A 20,559-nucleotide genomic window follows, 5' to 3' on the forward strand; every position below is an offset into this window, starting at 1 on the left:
GTGGCACCGCTGAACACGCGGCAAAGAAAATTTCACATCGGCAGCGCGGGCGCGGAGGCCCGGAAGTTGCTACATTGCCGATTACTTTCGACAGCTGCACGAACGCCTACGCCGGTCCATCACGGCGCGGCAGCGCCGAAGATCGCGCGACAGGCTTTCTCTGACAGAGGGGAAACTGTATGACGCGATGCTGCCTGGGCAGTACATGCGGCGCACTGGCGTGCGTGCTGGCCATGGCGATGGCGGTGCCTTCCGCTCACGCTGCGGATTGCGCGCCACCCTCACCGACCGCGAAGTCCTACACCGCCAACAACTGCAACGGGACGGTTGCCGGCGGCACGTTCGACACGGGCAACAGCGGCTACGCTTCGGTCTTTCATGCGGCCAACAACGGATCGATCACCGTCACGGGGCCGGTCACCCTGCACTCTGGCGGCAACGAATCCACAGGCGCCTACGCCGAATCGGGCGGCGCCATCCATTTCAACGCGCCCGGCAGCACCCTGGCGATGCTGGGTGCGCATTCGAACGGGGTCCATGCATTCGGCAGCGCGACCGTCACCGGGCAGGTCGATATCTCCACGTCGGGCGAGCGCGGACACGCCCTGTTTGCCGACTATGGCGGCATCCTCCAGATGCACGATTCGCGGATTCTGACGCAGGGCGCGGAGGCAGCAGGCATTACCGTGGCCACGGGCACGGTGTCGCTGCTCGGCGCCAGTTCGATCACCACGACCGGCGATACCTCGCCCGGCGTGGCCCTGACTTCATCGAATTCGAGTGTCACGGTCGATGGGCAGGGCGCGCGCATTCCCATCCAGACCAGCGGCACGCAATCGCCGGGCGCCGGATCGGCGAACGGATCGGGCACGATCGTGCTGCGCGGCGTGGATATCGCGACCAGTGGGCTCGTTGCCTTCGGCGTGCTGGCGCAGAGTGCCACGGCCGTGCAGACCGAAGATACGACGATCGTCACGACCGGGCCCGGGTCTGTCGGTGTCGAGGCCATCAACGGCGGCACCGTGACGATGACCGGCGGGAGCGTCACCACGCTGATGCGCGGTGCGCACGGACTGTCCGCGCGTGGAACGGGCAGCCAGATCGTGGCCGATGGCACGGCGGTGACGGCCTCGGGCATGGCCACGTCGGCGATGCAGGTGGTCGACCAGGCCCATATTGCGTTGCGCAACGGCAGCGCCGTCAGCACCGGCACCGGTGGCAGTGCGCTGTCGATGTACAGCACCGACGATTCGATGCTGCAGACCGCCGAGATCACGCGCAGCACGCTGCTGGCAAGCCAGGGCAGCGCGCTGTCGTTCCTGGGCGGTCCGGCAGCGGTGGCGATCACTGGCAGCAGCGTGGCGGGCCACTACATGCTGATCGTCGATTCCCGGACCGCCCCGATCGTCGTCGATGTCACGGCCAGCGGCTCGGCGTTGCGGGGTGCCTCCCTGGTGCTGCCCGCCGAAGGGGGCGGGCAGCACGCGGTACGGCTGGCCCTGCGCGACAACTCGGCCTGGCTGGTGACAGACGACTCCAACCTGACGCGGCTGGAGAACATCGGCAGTACGGTGGCCTTCGCGCCGCCTGCGGACGGCGTGTTCCATGCGCTCACGGTCAGCCAGTACCACAGCCAGGGCGGCACACTGGGGTTGAGGGCGGCGCTGGCGGGCGACGGATCGCCGGCGGACAAGCTCGTGATCGACGGCGGCACGGCAACCGGTGCGACGGCCTTGCGCATTGTCAACGCCGGCGGCAAGGGGGCGCTGACGAGCGAGGGAATCCGCGTGATCGAGGCCATCAACGGCGGCAGCGCCCCGGCCGGCACCTTCGTGCTGGCGGGCCGCGCCGTGGCCGGGCCTTACGAATACCGGCTGTATCGCGGCAGCACGCAGCGCCCCGCCGATGGCAACTGGTATCTGAGGTCGCAGCAACTGCCGACGCCGCCCGACCCGCCCACGCCTCCCGACCCGCCGCCCACGCCTCCCGATCCCCCGGCCCCTCCGGCCCCTCCGACCCCGCCCAAGCCGATGTACCGGCCCGAAGTGCCCGCCTACATCGCCAACGAGCACGCGGCGGCCAGCCTGTTCCTGCACAGCCTGCATGACCGGATGGGCGAGTTGCCGTTTTCGTCGGCACCGGCTGGATGGCTGCGCGTGGTGGGCAAGACCGCCGAAAGCGGCAGCCGCGGCAACGACTACAGCGCGCGGGCCAATACGGTGATCCTGCAGGGGGGCGGCGATTTTGCGCGCGGCTCGCTGTTCGGCGCGGCCGACCGGCTGCACGTGGGCGCGATGTTCGGCTACGGCAACGTGCGCACCGACGGCCTGGCCGCGGGCAACACCGCCCGGGCGCAAGGCGAGGTGAACGGCTATGGCGCGGGCGTGTACGCGACGTGGTTCGGCCAGGCCGCGTCGGACCTGGGGCCCTATGTCGACACCTGGTTCCAGTACGCCTGGTTCGACAGCCATGTGCGCGGCGACCAGTTGCCCAAGGTCGGCTATCACAGCCAGGCGTGGAACGTGTCGCTCGAAGGGGGATGGGCGCTGCCGCTGGCGGCATCATCATGGCGGGTCGAGCCGCAGGCGCAGGTGGCATGGCTGCGGCATCGTGGCGTCAGCGTGACCGAGCCCGGCGGCACGCAAGTCAGCGGTGGCGATACCAATGGGCTGGTGACACGGCTCGGCATGCGGATGTTCCGCACGCTGGACCGGGACGATGGCGGACGGCTGCAGCCCTATGCCACGCTGAACTGGTGGCACGACCAGACCAGCACATCGGTCGGATTCAGCGAGACGGTGCTGGGGCAGTTGTTTCCGCGCGACCGCTACGAGCTCAAGCTCGGCATCGACGCGAGGTTGTCACGCGGCTGGAGCAGTTGGGGGAATATCGGCGGGCAGTGGGGCAACCAGGGCTACCGGCAGTACGCGCTGCGGCTGGGCGCGCGCTATGCCTGGTGAGCCACGCAGGTTCAGCCAGCCAGCCCATCGGCCGGTCAGAACGTCGGCAGCAGCTCGGGCGGATGCGCGCGCAGGCGGGCGCGTGCGTCGCGGAACTCGGGAAAGATCGATTCGACGGTTTCCCAGAAGCGCGGGCTGTGATTCATTTCCTTCAGGTGCGCGAGCTCATGCGCGGCCACGTAATCGATCATCGACAGCGGGAAATGCATCAGGCGCCAGTTGAGCCGGATTTTGCCGTCGGCGGTGCAGCTGCCCCAGCGCGTGGCCGCCGACGTCAGCGCAAAGCCGGTGTGGCGCACGCCAAGTTTGGCGGCGTAGAGGTCGAGTCGTTCAGCCAGCAGCCGGCGGGCCTGGTTCTGCAGCCAGCCCTGCACGCGGTCCTTGATCTGCTGCTCTTCGGCGTGTGCCGGCAGCGCCAGATGCAGCACGCGCGTATCGGCATCGAAACACAGCACGCCGGCCGGCGATTCGAGCCGCAGCGTGACCGGCTGGCCCAGGAACGGCAGTTCGGCGCCGTCGCGCCACTGCACGGTGGGCAGCACGCGGCGCGACTCCCGATGGCGCCATTCGCCAAGCTTGGCAAAGATCCAGCGTTGTTTTTCAAGGATGGCCGACTCGATGTCGACCAGCGTGACCCAGCGCGGGGCCGTGATCGACAGCCCGCGGTCATCCACCGTGAACCCGATGGTCCGGCGCGACGATCGCTTGAGCGAATAGTGCAGCGTGCGCTCGCCGACCTGCAGCATGCGGCCATTGGGCAGGATCGGCGGCCACATGTCGCCAGCCCGGTCACCACCCCGCTCGCCGGTCCGCTCGCCCGCCGGGCCGGTACCCGGCTGCGCGTCGGGCGCCGGCGCAAGCAGGTGCTGCTGCGCGGGCGGAACGGGCGGCGTGGCGTCGGCCAGCGGCAGCTCCAGCTGCGCGTTGGGGTCGGCGGTGGGGCGCAACAGCTTCATGCGGTGGCCTGGCTCCCTGCGCGGCGGTAGCTTTCCGGATCGATGCGACGCATCTCGGCCTCGATCCAGGCTTCCACCTCCTGGTTCAGTACATCGGCGGTCTTGTTGGCCGACGGAATCGCGTCGCCAATCGAGATCGTGATCATGCCCGGGTACTTCAGGAACGAATTGCGCGGCCAGAGGCGGCCCGAGTTGACCGCCATCGGAAAGACCCACGCACCCGTTTCCACGGCAAGGCGGGCGCCCCCGCTTTTGTAGCGCGGGTTTTCCTTGCCGGCCGGGGTGCGCGTGCCCTCGGGGAACATGATGATCCAGGCGCCCTCGTTGAGCCGCTCGCGGCCCTGCCGGGCGGCCGAGGCAAACGCCCGGGTGCCGTCCTTGCGGTTGATGTGGACCATCTTGAGCATGCCCAGCGCCCAGCCGAAGAACGGTACGAACAGCAGTTCACGCTTGAACACGAAGCACAGCGGCTTGGGCATCAGCGCCACATAGGCCACGGTTTCCCAGGCCGACTGGTGCTTGGACAGCAGCACCACGGGCTTGTCCAGCATCGCCAGCATCTTCTCCATGCCTTCGATGCGGTACTGGATGCCGCAGATCAGGCGCGCGGCCCAGATCACCAGGCGCGGCCAGCCGCGCACGAAGCGGAAACGGTTCTCCGCGTTCATGAACGGGAAGACGATGAAACACATGCACGCGTAGGGCGGGGTCAGCACCACCAGGTACAGCGCGAACAGCAGGGAGCGGATAAAGGTCATCGATGGGGGCGAAGAATCAGGAGGCGGGCAGGCCTCAGGGAGCGGGCTGCGCCGCGTGGGCGCTCGGGGCGGGGGCCTTGTGCGCCCCTTCGGCGATCAGCCAGCGCGCGAACGCGGCCAGGTCGTCATGCACGCGCGTGCCGGCCGGCAGGCCGCCCTTGTCCAGCGTGCGCAGGCCCTTGCCGGTGCGCACCAGGTGCGGCACGCAGCCCACGGCCACGCCGGCTTCGAGGTCGCGCAGCGAATCGCCCACCGTGGGCACGTTGCGCAGTTCGATGCCGAACCGCTCGCCGATCTGCTCGTACAGGCCCGATTTCGGCTTGCGGCAGTCGCAGTTGTCGGCGGCCGTATGCGGGCAGAAGAACACGGCTTCCACGCGCCCGCCCAGCGCGGCCAGCGCCTTGTACATCTTCTCGTGCATCGCGTTGAGCGCGCTCATCTCGAACAGCCCCCGGCCAATGCCCGACTGGTTGCTGGCGATGACGATGCGATAGCCGGCCTGGTTCAGCATGGCGATGGCCTCGAGGCTGCCGGCAATCGGCACCCACTCGTCGGGGGTCTTGATGAAGTGGTCGCTGTCCAGGTTGACCACGCCATCGCGGTCGAGGATCACGAACTTCGGCTGGGACTGTGGCATGGCGGCTCCGGGGCGGCTTGAAGACGGCTTGGACGGCTTAGGCGGCAAGCTTCGAAATGTCTGCCACGCGGTTGGCCAGGCCGTGCAGCGTGGCCAGCAGCGCCAGGCGGTTGGCGCGCAGCTTCGCGTCCTCGGCCATCACCATCACGTCGTTGAAGAAGCGGTCCACGGCGTCGCGCAGCTGGGCCAGGTCGCGCAGCGCGGCGGTGAAATCGCCACCCGCGAAGGCGGCTTCCACGCCCGGACGCACCCGTTCGATGGCGTCGAACAGCGCGCTTTCGGCGGCCTCCTGGAACAGGGCGCGGTCAACCGTGCCGATGGCCTCGTCGGTCTTCTTCAGGATGTTCGTGATGCGTTTGTTGGCGGCGGCCAGGGCCTCGGCCTCGGGCAGCGCGGCAAACGTGCGCACGGCTTCCATGCGGGCCAGGATGTCGTGCAGGCTCTGCGGACGCAGGCTCACCACGGCTTCCACCTCGTTCGTGGTGTAGCCCTTGTCCTTCAGGTACCCGCGCACGCGGTCGTACAGGAAGTCGGAGATCGCGTCGCGCGCCGGCTTCACGGTGGCGATGCCCGCGAACGCCTGCGCGGTCAGGCCCAGCAGCGTGTCGATCGACACCGCCAGCGGCTTTTCGATCAGCATGCGCAGGATGCCCAGCGCGTGGCGGCGCAGCGCGAACGGGTCCTTCTCGCCCGTGGGCTGGAGGCCGATGCCCCAGATGCCCACCAGCGTTTCGAGCTTGTCGGCCAGCGCCACGGCGGTGCTGACATTGCCTTCGGGCAGCGCGTCGCCGGCAAAGCGCGGGCGGTAGTGCTCGGAGCACGCCAGCGCCACGTCCTCGGCCTCGTCGTCATGGCGCGCGTAGTACGTGCCCATGGTGCCCTGCAGCTCGGGGAATTCGCCCACCATGTCGGTCAGCAGGTCGGCCTTGGCCAGTTCGGCGCCGCGCATCGCGGCGGCCTTGTCCACCTGGGCGCCGGCGGCGTTCATCGCGTCGGCGATATGGCCGGCAATCTGCTGCAGGCGCTGCACGCGGTCCAGCTGGCTGCCGATCTTGTTGTGGTAGACCACGTTGCCGAGCTGCGGCACGCGCGACGCCAGCGTCTTCTTGCGGTCCTGGTCGAAGAAGAACTTGGCATCGGCCAGGCGCGGGCGCACCACGCGCTCGTTGCCGGAGATGATCGACTGCGGCGTGTCGGTGGCCAGGTTCGAGACGATCAGGAAGCGGTTGCGCAGGTGGCCGGCGGCGTCGGTCAGCGCAAAGTACTTCTGGTTGGTCTGCATCGTCAGGATCAGGCATTCCTGCGGCACGGCCAGGAAGGCTTCCTCGAAGTGGCACGGGTAGACCACCGGCCATTCGACCAGCGAATTGACTTCGTCCAGCAGCGACTCGGGCATGATCACCTGGTCGGCGCCGGCTTCCTTGAGCAGGGCGGTGCGAATGCGCTCGCGGCGGTCGGCATAGCCGGCGATCACGCGGCCGCGCGATTCCAGCAGGCTCGCGTATTCGCCGGCGTGCGGAATCTCGATGGCGCCCTGCGACAGGAAGCGGTGACCCTGCGTGATGTTGCTGGCCGGCAGGCCGAGCGCCGACACCGGCACGATTTCGGCGCCGTACAGCGCGATCAGGCTGTGCGCGGGGCGCACGAAATGCACCGTGGTGCCGTCCGGGCGCTGGTAGCTCATCAGCTTCGGAATCGGCAGCTTGCCCAGCGTGTCGTCCAGCGCGGCCTGCAGGCCGTCGGCCAGCGCGGCGCCCTTGGCGGTGTAGCGGTAGAAGAACGCATCGGCCTTGCCGTCCGAGGCGCGCTCCAGCGTCTGCCAGTCGATCTCGGCCACGCCCACCGACCTGGCCAGGGCGGCCAGCTTCTTGGCCAGCGGGGCGGTCGGGGCGCCGTTGGCGTCCAGCGCCACGGTCAGCGGCAGCACCTTTTCGCGCTGTTCGCGGTCCGGCGCGGTGCGGCGTACGCCGGTCACCAGGGCGGCCAGGCGGCGCGGCGTGGCAAACGGCGTCACGGCGGCGCCGGCTTCGAGCAGATCGCGCGCGCCGAGGCCATCGAACAGCCCCTGTGCGAAGGCGTCGCCCAGGCGGGCCAGTGCCTTCGGCGGCAGTTCTTCGGTGAACAGTTCGATCAGCAGCGAATCGGTCATGGGTTGCGACATGAATCTATCCAACAGGTATGGGCGCGCGCGTCAGCAGCGCGGCGCGAGATTGGGTTCCACGCCAGACAGCAGCCACAGGCCGTTCTGCTGGCGGAATTGCAGCGTGGTGTAGGCGCATTGCGCGGCCACGCCGGAAGCGCCGCGGGTGCCCGCGGCCGGAAAGCGTGCGTCGATGCGATGGGACCGGCGGTCGTAGCGGATCTCGTCGATGCGCCCACCCACCCAGAAATCGATCTTCGCGGGCAGCTGCGCGGCGGAGTAGTAGGTCCGCACCGTGCGGCGCGAGCGCCCGGCGTTGTCTTCCCATTCGACCCACTGCAGCGGGTAGCGGATGGCGCTCTCGTAGGCGCGCAGCGGCACGCGGTGCCAGCCGAGGTCTCGCGACCCGGACAGGTCGCACGAGAACGAGCGCACCAGCTGCGCCCACTGGTCGATCGACGACAGCGACGGCCGCCAGTGCCGCGTGATGGCCTGCTGCAGCGCCTGGCTGTCCGCCTCGCAGATATTGGCCAGGTCAGCCGGCAGGTACAGGGCCTGCGGCGCCGGCGCGGGCGACGTCCGCGCGGCGGCAAGCGCGCTGCCGGCGGGCGACAGCGCAACCGGCACGGCAAAAGCCAGCAGTGCCAGCGCGCCGCGCACGCGGGCCGTCATGCGCGGGCCCCGTTGTTGCACATCGGGAAGCCCAGCGCCTCGCGCGAATCGTAATAGGCCTGCGCCACCATGCGCGACAGGTTGCGGATGCGGCCGATATAGGCGGCGCGCTCGGTCACCGAGATGGCGCCGCGCGCATCGAGCAGGTTGAACGTGTGGGCGGCCTTCAGCACCTGTTCGTACGCCGGCAGCGCCAGACGGGTGTCGGTCAGCTTCGGCGTGCCGTCTTCGTTCTTCTCGCCGGCATCGCCCATCAGGCGGCGCGCTTCGCCCTCGTGCTCGGCAAAGTGGCGGAACAGGATCTCGGTGTTGCTGTGCTCGAAGTTGTAGGTGGACTGCTCCACCTCGTTCTGATGGTAGACGTCGCCATAGGTCAGGCGGCGCGTCACGCCGTTCTCCTCCCACTCGGTCCACACCAGGTCGTAGACGTTTTCCACCTTCTGCAGGTACATCGCCAGGCGTTCGATGCCGTACGTGATTTCGCCGGTGATCGGCTTGCAGTCGATGCCGCCCACCTGCTGGAAGTACGTGAACTGGGTCACTTCCATGCCGTTGAGCCAGACTTCCCAGCCCAGGCCCCAGGCGCCCAGCGTCGGATTTTCCCAGTCGTCCTCGACGAAGCGGATGTCGTTCTGCTTCAGGTCCAGGCCCAGCGCCTCCAGCGAGCCCAGGTAGAGCTCCAGGATGTTCTCGGGCGCGGGCTTCAGCACCACCTGGTACTGGTAGTAATGCTGCAGGCGGTTCGGGTTTTCGCCATAGCGGCCGTCCTTGGGCCGGCGCGACGGCTGCACGTAGGCGGCGCGCCACGGCTCGGGGCCGATCGCGCGCAGGAACGTATGCACGTGCGATGTACCGGCGCCGACCTCCAGATCGATCGGTTGCAGCAATGCGCAACCCTGCCGGTCCCAGTAGGCCTGCAGGGTCAGAATCATTTGTTGGAAGGTCAGCATAGGAAGACGAAATGAAAAGCTGGCGGCAAGTGCGCGAAGCGTCTCGCGCCGGGTTTGCCAAACCTTGGATTCTATCGGGTTTTTGGCCTGTCTCAGCCGGGTTGCCGCAGGAAAACGGTGTCGCAGGGCACGAATCGTGCATGCGGGGGGTGTCGGCTTGGCGCAACGGGTCGGGTAAATCCTGACACGGGTTTCAGAACTGTCCGATAGGTGCCGATACCGTTTTTGTATACAGTTAAAGCACGCGGTCACCGAATCAAAAACCAGATGGCCGCCAGGCCGGATTGCCGGGCCCGGGCCAAAAGCATCAGCTTTGGGCCGGGGCAGCCGATAACGCGATGCGGGCTCGAAACAACAACTTTAGGGGATTGGTCATGTCGCTGCTGTCTCGCAAACCTTATATCGTCGCCATCGCCGTGATGGTGGCCGCCGCCGCCGTGTCGATGGCCAGCGCGCTGGTCGGTTAATCCGGCAACCGGCGCCGCCCCCGCAGCGCCAGCAACAACACGAGCACGCTGCCGGCCAATGCCGGCACGTTGCCCCAGCGGATATACGGCGTCAGGCCCTGCGTGCCCTGCACGTCCGCCGTCAGCGTACCCACTTCGAACGTCGGCAGCTTCGCCTGCACCGTCCCGTCCGGCCGGACCACGGCCGTCATGCCGGTATTGGTGGCGCGCAGCATCGGCCGGCGCATTTCCAGGGCCCGCATGCGCGAGATCTGCAGATGCTGGTCCAGCGCGATGGTGTCGCCGAACCAGGCCAGGTTGGTCACATTGGCCAGCAGGTTGGCGGGCGTGGCCTGCTGCCGCAGCGTGGCGGCGATTTCCTCGCCGAACAGATCCTCGTAGCAGATATTGGGCGCTACATGGATGCCTCGCACAGGCACCGCCGGCTGATCCAGCGTGCCGCGCCGGAAGTCGCCCAGCGGCATCTTCATCATGTTGACGAACCAGTGGAAGCCGAACGGGATGAATTCGCCGAACGGCACCAGGTGGTGCTTGTTGTACCGGTAAAGCGCCTCCAGCTCCGGCCCGATGGCGAACACGCTGTTGGTGAAGTCGACGGGCGAATCGGCACCCGCCGCACCGAAGACCACGGTGGTGCCGGTCTTCTCCATATAGGTGCGCACATCCCTGGCGATATCCACCGGCAGGTCCTGCAGAATCACCGGGAACGCCGTTTCTGGCGTAACGACGAGGTCCGCCGGCGCCGCCGTGATCATGTCGCGGTACAGTTCCAGCGAACGCTGGATGCCCACAGGCTCGAACTTGATGTCCTGCGCCACGTTGCCTTGCAACAGCCGCACGCTGACAGGCTTGCCGATCGGGGCGGTGTACGCCACCGGCACCAGCGCCAGGCCGCCGCCCAGCGTGGCTGCCACCAGCCCGGCGGACCAGCCGGCGATGCGCGTGGCGCCCGGTTCGCCACGGCGCAGCGCGGCGCGTACGGCGGTGACCAGCAACGCCGATGTCGCCGCCGCCAGGAACGCGATGCCGTAGACGCCAAGCAGCGGCGCAAAGCCCGACAACGGGCCGTCGGTATGGGGATAGCCGCTACCGAGCCACGGGAAGCCCGTGAAGAGCACGCCGCGCAGCCATTCCGACAGCGCCCAGGCCGCGCCGAATGCCAGCGCGGTCAGGACGCCGCCACGGCCGCGGCCCGTCAGCCAGTGCCAGACGCCGGCGGCCAGCGCCGGCCACAGCGACAGGTACGCGCCGAACAGCACCACGGCCAGCGCGGCCATCCACGCCGGCATCTCGCCGTAGACGTGCATGCTGATATAGAGCCACCAGATCCCGGACAGGAACCAGCCCATGCCGAATGCGTATGCCGTGGCGGCCGCCGCGCGCGGGCGGCCCGCATCGGCAACCAGTGCCACCAGCCCGGCCAGCGACAGGATCTGCAGCCACCACCAGTCATGGGGCGCAAATGCCTGCGTATGGGCCACGCCCAGCGCGGCGGCGATCAGTAGCCGGAAAAGCATGCCCTGGCGCGATGCGCTGCGGGCGCCAGCGGAAGCGGAGGAAGGGGAAGATGGACCGGCACCGATCAGCGGATCGGCGCGACGGGTGCCCACGGCGTCGGGCGTGCCGGCGCGCTTCATGCGTCGGCCACGCCGTTGGTGTCGGCCGGAGCCTCGCGGTGTACCTGCAGCAGATGCACCTGGCGCGCGTCGGCGCGCAGCACTTCAAAGCGGATCGGCGGCAAGGTGATGACCTCGCCGCGATGCGGGACATGGCCCACGTGGTTGGTCAGCAGGCCGCCCACCGTGTCGACGTCTTCGTTCGGGAAGGCCGTGCCGAATGCCTCGTTGAACTGTTCGATCTCGGTCAGGCCGCGTACCCGCCAGGCGCCGTCCGCGGTTGGCAGAATCATGTCCTGGTCTTCGTCCAGATCGAATTCGTCCTCGATGTCGCCGACGATCTGCTCCAGTACGTCTTCGATCGTCACCAGCCCGGCCACGCCGCCGTACTCGTCGACAACGATCGCAATATGGTTGCGATTGATCCGGAATTCGCGCAGCAGGATGTTCAGGCGCTTGGACTCCGGAATGAACACGGCCGGGCGCAGCGTTTCGCGCAGGTCGAAATTCTCGTCGGTGTAGTAGCGCAGCAGATCCTTGGCCAGCAGGATGCCGATGATGTTGTCACGATTGCCCTCGTACACCGGAAAGCGCGAGTGCGCCGTCTGCTGCATGTAGGGGATGAACGCTTCTGGCGTATCCGCGATGTTGACCGCATCCATCTGGGCACGGGGCACCATGATGTCGCGCGCCGTCAGCTCCGACACCTGGAACACACCCTCGATCATCGAGAGGGAGTCGGCGTCGATCAGGTTGCGCTCATGCGCGTCCTGCAGCACTTCCAGCAGTTCGGCGCGGGTGTCCGGCTCGGGGGAGATGAAATCCGAAAGGCGTTCGAGGAGGGATCGGGGCCGATCCTGCTGCCTGTAGCTGGCAGGCTTCGAACTGGGATAGGGGTCGTTCATGTCGCGGCTAGCGCGTGGTGGAGATCGTCTGAAGCATACACTAAAAGGCTTGCAGCCCCGTGACGGCCGGATTGCAATGGCGCCGGCATCACGGGGAGCTGCTCTTTGTGCTTATTCGCGCACAGGCTGGTACGGGTCGCTGAAGCCCAGCGCCTGCAGCGTTTCGGTTTCGATGGCCTCCATTTCCTCGGCCTCGGCGTCGTCCTCGTGCTCGTAGCCCTGCGCGTGCAGCACGCCGTGGACGATCAAATGTGCGTAGTGCGCCTCCAGCGGCTTCTTCTGCTGCTTTGCCTCGGCCTCCACCACCGGGCAGCACAGCACGATGTCGCCGGTCACGGGGTCGTCGGCGCCCTCGGCATAGGCAAATGTCAGGACATTGGTCGCGTAGTCCTTGCCCCGGTACGTGCGGTTCAGCGCGCGGCCTTCTTCCTCGTCCACGAAGCGGATGGTCAGCGCGGCATCGTCATACAGGGCCGACTTCACGCACTTTTCGATCTGCTTGCGGGACGGTACGCCGGGGCGCCTGCGCGTGCCGTCGCCGAACTGGATGTCGAGCTCCACCTCGGCCGGCGTGGCCGGCGTGCCCGTGGTGGTCACGATCGGCGTGGCCGTCACGGCGACCGACAGCGCGTCGCCGTTGTCGGGGCGCACCAGCAGGCCGGCCTGCTGGCGGGTGTCGGTGTGCTCGGCCAGCAGCGCCACCACGCCGTCATGGGCCTGCGACAGGTCGAGCGTCAGGCTGCGGCCGTCGGCCAGCTGGATGCGCACCGCGTGCGCCGATGCCTTGCGGGCGCGGCCGTCGGCGTCGAACAGGACAACGCGCGTGGCGTCGGGCGTCTTGGTTGCGGGAGACTTCTTGGTCAAGTTCAGGCGTCCTTGTGCTGGGCGTGATATTCGTCGTAGGCATCCACGATGCGCGCCACCAGCGGATGGCGCACCACGTCGATGCTCGAAAAGCGGGTAAAAGCGACGCCGCGCACCTCGCGCAGCACGTGCTGCGCCTCCACCAGGCCGCTCTTCTGGCCGCGCGGCAGGTCGATCTGCGTGGTGTCACCGGTGATCACGGCCTTGGAGCCGAAGCCGATCCGCGTCAGGAACATCTTCATCTGTTCCGGCGTGGTGTTCTGGGCCTCGTCCAGGATGATGAAGGCGTGGTTCAGCGTGCGGCCGCGCATGTAGGCCAGCGGCGCGATCTCGATCATCTGGCGCTCGAACATCTTCTGCGTGCGATCGAAGCCGAGCAGGTCGTACAGCGCGTCGTACAGCGGGCGCAGGTACGGATCAACCTTCTGGGCCAGGTCGCCGGGCAGGAAGCCGAGCCGTTCGCCGGCCTCCACGGCCGGACGCGTCAGCACGATGCGCTTGACCGCGTCGCGTTCCAGCGCATCGACGGCGCAGGCCACGGCCAGGTAGGTCTTGCCGGTACCGGCCGGCCCGATGCCCAGCGTCAGGTCGTGCGACAGGACGTTGCGCAGGTACTCGCGCTGCATGGCCGTGCGGCCCTGCAGCCCGGCACGCCGCGTGTGCAGCACCGGCGAATCGTCTTCGAGATCGGGCGATCCGGCGTCGTCGCCGTTGCCGGGCAGGTAGGCGCCATGCGCGGCGATCTGGCGCGCCTCGACCAGCCCAAGCTGCACGTCGTCGATCGACAGCGTGACCTTGGCGTTGTTGTAGAAGCGCTCCAGCGCCAGCGCCGCGTCCTGCGCGCGCTCGCCCCGCACGGTCATGCGGTGGCCGCGACGCTGGATCGTCACGTCCAGCGCCTGTTCGATCTGGCGCAGGTTTTCATCCAGCGGCCCGCACAGGTTCTGCAGGCGCGTGTTGTCGTCCTTGGGGGCGACGAATTCTGCTGTCGGAATCTTCATAAAGGCTTATTGGCGGACAACGATTTCGCCGCGCAGCGAGTGCGGGAACGCCTGCGTGATGCTGACGTCCACCATCTGGCCGACCATGCGGTCGCGCTGCGCCTGGGGGATGCCCGGCAGGGCGAAGTTGACCACCCGGTTGTTCTCGGTGCGGCCATGCAGTTCGGTCGGGTCCTTGCGGGCCGGCCCCTCCACCAGGATGCGCTGCACCGTGCCGACCATGCCCTGGCTGATCCGCACCACATTTTCTTCAATTGCGGCTTGCAGGATCTGCAGGCGGCGCAGCTTCACGTCATGCGGCGTGTCGTCGTGCAGGTTCGCGGCCGGCGTGCCGGGGCGCGGGCTGAAGATGAACGAGAACGACGTGTCGTAGCCGATGTCGTGCACCATGGCCATCAGCTTGTCGAAGTCGGCGTCGGTTTCGCCGGGGAAGCCGATGATGAAGTCCGACGACATCGACATGTCCGGGCGGATCGTGCGCAGACGGCGGATGATGCTCTTGTATTCGAGCACGCTGTAGCCGCGCTTCATCGCCATCAGCACGCGGTCCGATGCATGCTGCACGGGCAGGTGCAGATGGTTCACAAGCTTGTCGCAGCGTTCGTACAGCTCCACCAGGCGCGAGGTGAATTCCTTCGGATGGCTGGTGGTGTAGCGGATGCGTTCGATGCCGGGAATCTCGGCCACGTATTCGATCAGCAGCGCGAAGTCGGCGATCTCGCTGGTGCCGCCCATCGTGCCGCGGTAGGCGTTGACGTTCTGGCCCAGAAGGGTGACCTCGCGCACGCCCTGGTCGGCCAGGCCGGCCACTTCGGCCAGCACGTCCTCGAACGGACGCGACACTTCCTCGCCGCGCGTGTACGGCACCACGCAATAGCTGCAGTACTTCGAGCAGCCTTCCATGATCGACACGAAGGCGCTCGGGCCATCCACGCGCGCTGGCGGCAGGTGGTCGAACTTCTCGATTTCCGGGAACGAAATATCGACCTGCGACAGGCCGGTGGACTGGCGGCGGTTGATCAGGTCGGGCAGGCGGTGCAGCGTCTGCGGGCCGAACACGACGTCCACGTACGGGGCGCGCGAAACGATCGCCGCGCCTTCCTGGCTGGCCACGCAGCCACCCACGCCGATCACCAGGTCGGGCTTGGCGGCCTTCAGCGCCTTCATGCGGCCCAGTTCGGAGAACACCTTCTCCTGGGCCTTCTCGCGGATCGAGCAGGTGTTGAACAGGATCACGTCGGCGTCTTCGACGTTGTCCGTGGGCTCCATGCCCTGCGTGGCGTTCAGCACGTCCACCATCTTGTCCGAGTCGTACTCGTTCATCTGGCAGCCGTACGTTTTGACAAATACCTTCTTCATGGTGCCGGTCTCAGTGGTTTACCTGGGGGCATCAGGGCACAACAGGTCGATTCTTAAAGGGTCAGTGCGCAGCCTTCCAGGCCTTCACTTCCGCGTCGGTCAGTACCCATGCGGTCAGCAGCTGGCCATAGAGGTCGAGCTTGTAGCGCACGTTGAGCGTCTTGCCTGCCACCGCATTCGGATTGACCAGCACGGTGTCGGCGCTGAAGATCCGCAATCCGGGGGCCACGCCATGGGCCTTGCCATCGAGCTTTGCCTGCAGCGGGTCGGTGGCCGCCGGCCGCGCCAGCTCCAGGCGCGCCATCGGAGCGTCGGCCGGTATCACGCGCACGGGGGCGCCGGCCACCGCGAGGTTCGCCACCTGGGTCGTGACCTGGCCAGTGGACTGGTTTGTGGTCTGGGCGGTCTGCGCCATGGCAGGGACGGCGGACAACAGCAGCACTGCGGCGCACGCGATGTGCGACGAACGCGACAACGGCTTCAGCATGAAGGCTCCCGACAAGAAATACACCGATCGTTCTTGGAATACCGCCGGCGCCGGACGCCATCACGCTTGCAGCCATCGCGCAGGCAGGGTAACCCGCGATTTTACCCGTTTGCGCCGTGGCCGGGGGAACCGCAGGGCCGGCACGTGTGGCGTAGCCGCCTCAGAACAGGCAGGATGCCTCCTGCAGCACACGCTGCTTGGACACGGTGCCCATCAGTTCGCGGCTGGCGGCATCGCGCACCAGTGGAATGCGGTTGATACCGTGCTCGGAGAAGATGGCCAGCGCGTCGCGCAGCCGGGAATCGGGCGTCAGGGACGGGAACGCCAGATCGCCCAGGGACAGCAGCGTGGCATCGGGCGCCTCGCGCTGGGCGCGCTGGACGGCATGGATCGAGATCGCACCCAGCAGCGTGCCGGCTGTGTTCACCAGATACAGGTAGCGCGTGCCGGTCTCGGCGAACTTGTCGGCCGCCTGGGCCACCGTGGCGGTGGGATCGATCACGGTGCTGGTCGGATCACACAGCCCGGCCAGCCGCAGGCCGCGCGCGCGTTCGGCGGCCGCCGAGGCCTGCGCGCGCTCCACCACCACGCTGTATAGCGACAGCGTCTGGCAGCGCGACGCCGTGTAGTACGCCGCCACCGCGCCAATCATCAGCGGCAGCAGCAACGTGGGAGCCAGCGTCATCTCGAAGACCATCAGGATCGACATCAGCGGTGCCTGGCTGGTGGCCGACAGGAAGGCCGTCATGCCGACCAGCGGCAGCACCGGCGTTGCGGTGCCGCCCGGAATGCCCAGCGCCACGAGCTGGCCCAGGGCCGCGCCCACGAACATCGATGGCGTGAACACGCCGCCCACGGCGCCCGAGCCCATGCTGACCACGGTTGCCAGCAGCTTGGCCAGCAGCACGCCCCAGACCGCCACCGACAGCGGTTCGTTGCGCAGGATGGTCTGGATCGTGTAGTAGCCGTTGCCCACCACTTCGGGCACCACGATGGCCAGCAGCCCGACCAGCAGGCCGCCCAGCGCCAGGCGCGCCACCGGGCCGCCGGGCACGTGGCGGAATGCGTTGCGGGCCAGCGTGTTGGCGCGCATGAAGACTGCGCCCGACACCCCGGCGATCAGGCCGATGCCGGCGGCGGCCAGCAGCAGGTGCGGTTGCTGGAGCAGGTCGGGGCCGATATGCAGGCCCGTGTAGAGCGGTTCGAGGCCGCCGTGCCACTGGCTGACCATGGTGCCGGCCACCGACGCCAGCAGCAGCGGCATCAGGCGCTGCACGGCCAGGGCGCCAAACACGACTTCGGCCACGAATACCGCGGCCGACAAGGGTGTGTGATAGGCGGTGGCCAGGCCGGCCGCCGCGCCGCACGCGGTCAGCATGCGCCGCATGTTGCTGTCGCCGGTGGCCTGGTCGGCGCGCCCGGACGGGAAGATCGATCCGGCCAGCGCGGCCAGCTGGATCATCGCGCCTTCCTTGCCCACCGAGCTGCCCGAGACGATCGAGCAGAACGACGACAGCGCACGCAGCAGCGTGATGCGTACCGGCAGCCGGCCGGTGCCGCGCGCCACGGCTTCCATGTATTCGCTGGGCAGGGTCTCGTTGCGGGCATAGTGCCGTGCCGCCACCAGCAGCGCGCCGGCCAGGGCGCCGCCCACCACCGGGATCACGACCCGCCACGCCAGGGCCAGGCCCGCAAAGATCAGCACGATATCGGCGTCCTTGCCAAACATGACCAGGCCGCTGGCCTCCAGCGCGTCCTTGAACAGCGTGGTCACGATGCCGGCCAGCAGCCCGACGGGGATGGCCGCAAAGAGCGTGACTTCCTGGTCTTCGAGGAAACGGAACCGCATGGCGATGGGGAAGGGCGAGGGAAGGGGGCGCGCCGGCACCGGGTGGCCGTCATGATAGCGCAGCGCCACCTGGCGCCGACAAGCGGCGCGCCGCTTTCCACAGACTGGTACACTACGGGCCTTTCCAGCCCGGGAACGGGGGCAATCGACCCATCCCGCCGGCCCTGACCCTCAGGTACGGTTCTCTACCCGAGCTGCCCCACGATTGGCGCACATCTGCTGCGCAACGGGCAGCCGAAGCGTCATTTCATGTCTTTTTCCGATCTTGGCTTGTCCGACAAGCTGGTGCGTGCCGTGGCCGAACAGGGCTACACCACGCCGACCCCGATTCAGGCGCAAGCCATTCCCGCAATTCTGAAAGGTGGCGATCTGCTCGCCGGCGCCCAGACCGGCACCGGCAAGACCGCCGGCTTCACCCTGCCGATGCTGCAGCTGCTGGCCGAAGGGGCGGCGCACCACCCCGCGCCGCGCGGCGGCCGCCCGCAGGTCCGCGCCCTGGTGCTGACCCCCACGCGTGAACTGGCCGCCCAGGTCGAGGAAAGCGTGCGCAACTACGGCAAGTACCTGAAGCTGCGCTCGATGGTGATGTTCGGTGGCGTCGGCATCAATCCGCAGATCGACGCGCTCAAGCGTGGCGTGGACATCGTGGTGGCCACGCCCGGCCGCCTGCTCGATCACGTGTCCCAGCGCACCATCGACCTGTCCCACGTGGAACTGCTGGTGCTCGATGAAGCCGACCGCATGCTCGACATGGGTTTCATCCACGACATCCGCAAGATCCTGAACGTGCTGCCGGCCAAGCGGCAGAACCTGCTGTTCTCGGCCACGTTCTCGGACGATATCCGCGCGCTGGCCGACCGCCTGCTGAACAATCCCGCGTCGATCGAGGTGGCCCGCCGCAACACCACGGCCGAAACCGTGGCGCAGCGCGTGTTCCCCGTGGACCGCGACCGCAAGCGCGAACTGCTGGCCCATCTGGTGCGCCAGCACGACTGGCACCAGGTGCTGGTCTTCACGCGTACCAAGCACGGCGCCAACCGCCTGGCGGAACAACTGACCAAGGACGGCCTGTCCGCGCTGGCCATCCACGGCAACAAGAGCCAGTCGGCCCGCACCCGCGCGCTGACCGAGTTCAAGGCCGGCACGCTGCGCCTGCTGGTGGCCACCGACATCGCCGCGCGCGGCATCGATATCGACCAGCTGCCGCACGTGGTGAACTTCGACCTGCCCAACGTGCCCGAGGACTACGTGCACCGTATCGGCCGCACGGGCCGCGCGGGCGCCGAGGGCGAGGCAATCTCGCTGGTCTGCGTCGACGAGCATGGCCTGCTGCGCGATATCGAGCGCCTGATCAAGCGTCAGATCGAACAGGTGACGCTGCCCGGGTTTGAAGTGGACCCGAGCATTGCCGCCGAGCCGATCCAGAAGGGCCGCCAGCAACGTGGCGGCGCGCAGCAGGGCCGTGGCGGCCAGCCGCGCGGCAACGGCGGCGGCAATGCCAATGGCGGCGAGCGCCGCGCCCCGCGTGCCCCGCAAGGGCCGCGCCAGGAATCGGCCGGTCAGCCAGGCCAGCCGCGCCAGCCGCGTGCCGCACAGGGCGCGCAGCCGGCACGTGGCGAAGGCCGCAACGGCAATGGCAACGGTGCAGGCAATGGCGCCGCCAAGCCGGCCGGCCCGCGTCCGCAGCAGGCCCGGTCGCCACAGCAACCGCGCCCGCAGCAGGCGCGGCCCCAGCAGCCGCGTCCTGCACAGGATGCCGTGGCTGCGGCACCGGCCCGCAATCGCCGTCCGGCGCCGCAGGCCGCGCTGCTTGGCGGCAGCCGCAAGCCCGCTCCCTGATCGGACCCAACCATGGCCAGCCCGGATAACCCGCTGTCAGACGACGATGTCCCCTACGCGGGGCTGACGCCCGAGTGCATCCTGGATGCGCTGGAGGCGGCGGGCTTCTATCCGGATGGCCGTCTGCTGGCCCTGAACAGCTACGAGAATCGCGTCTGGCAGGCCGGCATCGAGGATGCCTCGCCCGTGGTGGTCAAGTTCTACCGGCCTGGCCGATGGAGCGACGCGGCCATCCTCGAAGAACATGCCTTTGTGCAACAGCTGGCCGATGCGGAGATTCCCGCCGTGCCGGCACTGCCGCTGCCGATGGGCGACGCGTCGGCCAGCACGCTGCTGGCGCACGCGGGCTTCCGCTTTGCCGTGTTTGCGCGCTGCGGCGGCCGCGAGCCGCCGCTGGACCAGGCCGCCACGCGCACCTGGCTGGGCCGTTTCATCGGCCGCATTCATGCCTGTGGCGCGGCCACGGCCTACCAGGCACGGCCGGCGCTCGATATCGACACGTTCGGCGTGGCCCCGCGCGACTATCTGCTCGATCACGACTGCATTCCCGCCGATCTGCTGGCGCCCTGGCGCACGGCCGTGGACCTGGCGCTCGATGCGGTGCGCCGCTGCTACGAGCGTGCGGGCGACGTTCGCCTGCTGCGCCTGCATGGCGATTGCCATCGCGGCAATGTGCTGTGGATCGACGAAGCCGATGCGCGCGGCCGGGGCACGCCCGGGCCGCACTTCGTCGACTTCGACGATAGCCGCATGGGCCCGGCGGTACAGGACATCTGGATGCTGCTGGAAGGCGATCGCGCCGCGATGCAGGACCAGCTGGCCGACATCGTGGCCGGCTACGAGGACTTTGCCGATTTCGATACGCGCGAGCTGTGGCTGGTAGAGGCGCTGCGCACGCTGCGCCTGCTGCACTACAGCGCCTGGCTGGCCAGCCGCTGGCGCGATCCCGCGTTCCCGGCCGCGTTTCCGTGGTTCGGCACGGCGCGCTACTGGCAGGATCGCATCCTCGAACTGCGCGAACAGATCGCGCTGATGGACGAACCGCCGCTCTGGGCGGTCTGATCCATCGGCATCGGCCCTTCCTGGCCCGCCCGGGCCG

At 68.1% G+C, this 20,559-nt stretch carries 16 protein-coding genes; 3 read left to right on the forward strand and 13 right to left on the reverse strand.

Going from position 1 to position 20,559, the window contains the following annotated elements; all coding sequences use genetic code 11:
- Positions 1-179: 179 nt before the first annotated feature.
- Positions 180-2,960: an autotransporter family protein gene (locus AC3FJ6_RS04690; protein ID WP_488770870.1), complete on the forward strand. Its 2,781-nt coding sequence runs from the start codon at positions 180-182 to the stop codon at positions 2,958-2,960.
- 35 nt (positions 2,961-2,995) lie between these two features.
- Here AC3FJ6_RS04690 and AC3FJ6_RS04695 read toward each other — a convergent pair whose 3' ends face one another.
- From AC3FJ6_RS04695 to AC3FJ6_RS04755, 13 genes are all read right to left on the reverse strand, one after another.
- Positions 2,996-3,916 carry a M48 family metallopeptidase gene (locus AC3FJ6_RS04695; RefSeq protein ID WP_488770871.1) on the reverse strand — a complete coding sequence of 307 codons (921 nt, stop codon included), beginning with the start codon at positions 3,914-3,916 and terminating at the stop codon, positions 2,996-2,998.
- Positions 3,913-4,674, reverse strand: coding sequence for a lysophospholipid acyltransferase family protein (locus AC3FJ6_RS04700; protein ID WP_488770872.1), 762 nt, complete (start codon positions 4,672-4,674; stop codon positions 3,913-3,915). The genes AC3FJ6_RS04695 and AC3FJ6_RS04700 overlap by 4 nt, the downstream gene beginning before the upstream one ends.
- A gap of 34 nt (positions 4,675-4,708) precedes the next feature.
- Positions 4,709-5,311 carry a D-glycero-beta-D-manno-heptose 1,7-bisphosphate 7-phosphatase gene (gene gmhB / locus AC3FJ6_RS04705; RefSeq protein ID WP_400394262.1) on the reverse strand — a complete coding sequence of 201 codons (603 nt, stop codon included), beginning with the start codon at positions 5,309-5,311 and terminating at the stop codon, positions 4,709-4,711.
- A 37-nt stretch (positions 5,312-5,348) separates the two neighbouring features.
- On the reverse strand, positions 5,349-7,472 hold the full coding sequence (gene glyS / locus AC3FJ6_RS04710) for a glycine--tRNA ligase subunit beta (protein ID WP_488770873.1): 2,124 nt from the start codon (positions 7,470-7,472) through the stop codon (positions 5,349-5,351).
- A 30-nt stretch (positions 7,473-7,502) separates the two neighbouring features.
- A complete protein-coding gene (locus AC3FJ6_RS04715; protein ID WP_153946587.1) occupies positions 7,503-8,123 on the reverse strand; it encodes a hypothetical protein in 621 nt (206 codons plus the stop codon).
- Complete coding sequence (gene glyQ, locus AC3FJ6_RS04720; RefSeq protein WP_153946588.1) at positions 8,120-9,073, reverse strand: glycine--tRNA ligase subunit alpha; 954 nt, start codon at positions 9,071-9,073, stop codon at positions 8,120-8,122. Before glyQ ends, AC3FJ6_RS04715 begins: the two co-directional genes overlap by 4 nt.
- A 463-nt stretch (positions 9,074-9,536) precedes the next feature.
- A complete protein-coding gene (gene lnt, locus AC3FJ6_RS04725) occupies positions 9,537-11,177 on the reverse strand; it encodes an apolipoprotein N-acyltransferase (protein ID WP_488770874.1) in 1,641 nt (546 codons plus the stop codon).
- Entirely contained in the window at positions 11,174-12,061 is an 888-nt protein-coding gene (locus AC3FJ6_RS04730) for a CorC family transporter (RefSeq protein WP_488770875.1), read from the reverse strand. Before AC3FJ6_RS04730 ends, lnt begins: the two co-directional genes overlap by 4 nt.
- 111 nt (positions 12,062-12,172) lie before the next feature.
- Positions 12,173-12,925, reverse strand: a complete 753-nt coding sequence (gene ybeY, locus AC3FJ6_RS04735; protein ID WP_488770876.1) for an rRNA maturation RNase YbeY — start codon at positions 12,923-12,925, stop codon at positions 12,173-12,175.
- 2 nt (positions 12,926-12,927) lie between these two features.
- Entirely contained in the window at positions 12,928-13,926 is a 999-nt protein-coding gene (locus tag AC3FJ6_RS04740) for a PhoH family protein (RefSeq protein ID WP_153946592.1), read from the reverse strand.
- Positions 13,927-13,932: 6 nt separating this feature from the next.
- Positions 13,933-15,285, reverse strand: coding sequence for a tRNA (N6-isopentenyl adenosine(37)-C2)-methylthiotransferase MiaB (gene miaB, locus AC3FJ6_RS04745; RefSeq protein ID WP_488770877.1), 1,353 nt, complete (start codon positions 15,283-15,285; stop codon positions 13,933-13,935).
- Between the two features lie 61 nt (positions 15,286-15,346).
- Complete coding sequence (locus AC3FJ6_RS04750; protein WP_488770878.1) at positions 15,347-15,772, reverse strand: hypothetical protein; 426 nt, start codon at positions 15,770-15,772, stop codon at positions 15,347-15,349.
- 160 nt (positions 15,773-15,932) lie between these two features.
- On the reverse strand, positions 15,933-17,621 hold the full coding sequence (locus tag AC3FJ6_RS04755; protein WP_488770879.1) for a ClcB-like voltage-gated chloride channel protein: 1,689 nt from the start codon (positions 17,619-17,621) through the stop codon (positions 15,933-15,935).
- Between the two features lie 249 nt (positions 17,622-17,870).
- Between AC3FJ6_RS04755 and AC3FJ6_RS04760 the strand changes: the two genes are divergently transcribed.
- Together AC3FJ6_RS04760 and AC3FJ6_RS04765 are read left to right on the forward strand one after the other, a co-directional pair.
- Positions 17,871-19,460, forward strand: a complete 1,590-nt coding sequence (locus AC3FJ6_RS04760; RefSeq protein WP_488770880.1) for a DEAD/DEAH box helicase — start codon at positions 17,871-17,873, stop codon at positions 19,458-19,460.
- 12 nt (positions 19,461-19,472) lie between these two features.
- Positions 19,473-20,522 (forward strand): serine/threonine protein kinase, encoded by a 1,050-nt coding sequence (locus tag AC3FJ6_RS04765; protein ID WP_488770881.1) that lies wholly within the window; start codon positions 19,473-19,475, stop codon positions 20,520-20,522.
- The last annotated feature ends 37 nt before the right edge of the window (positions 20,523-20,559 follow it).

This window comes from Cupriavidus sp. 94F1 (assembly GCF_057798875.1).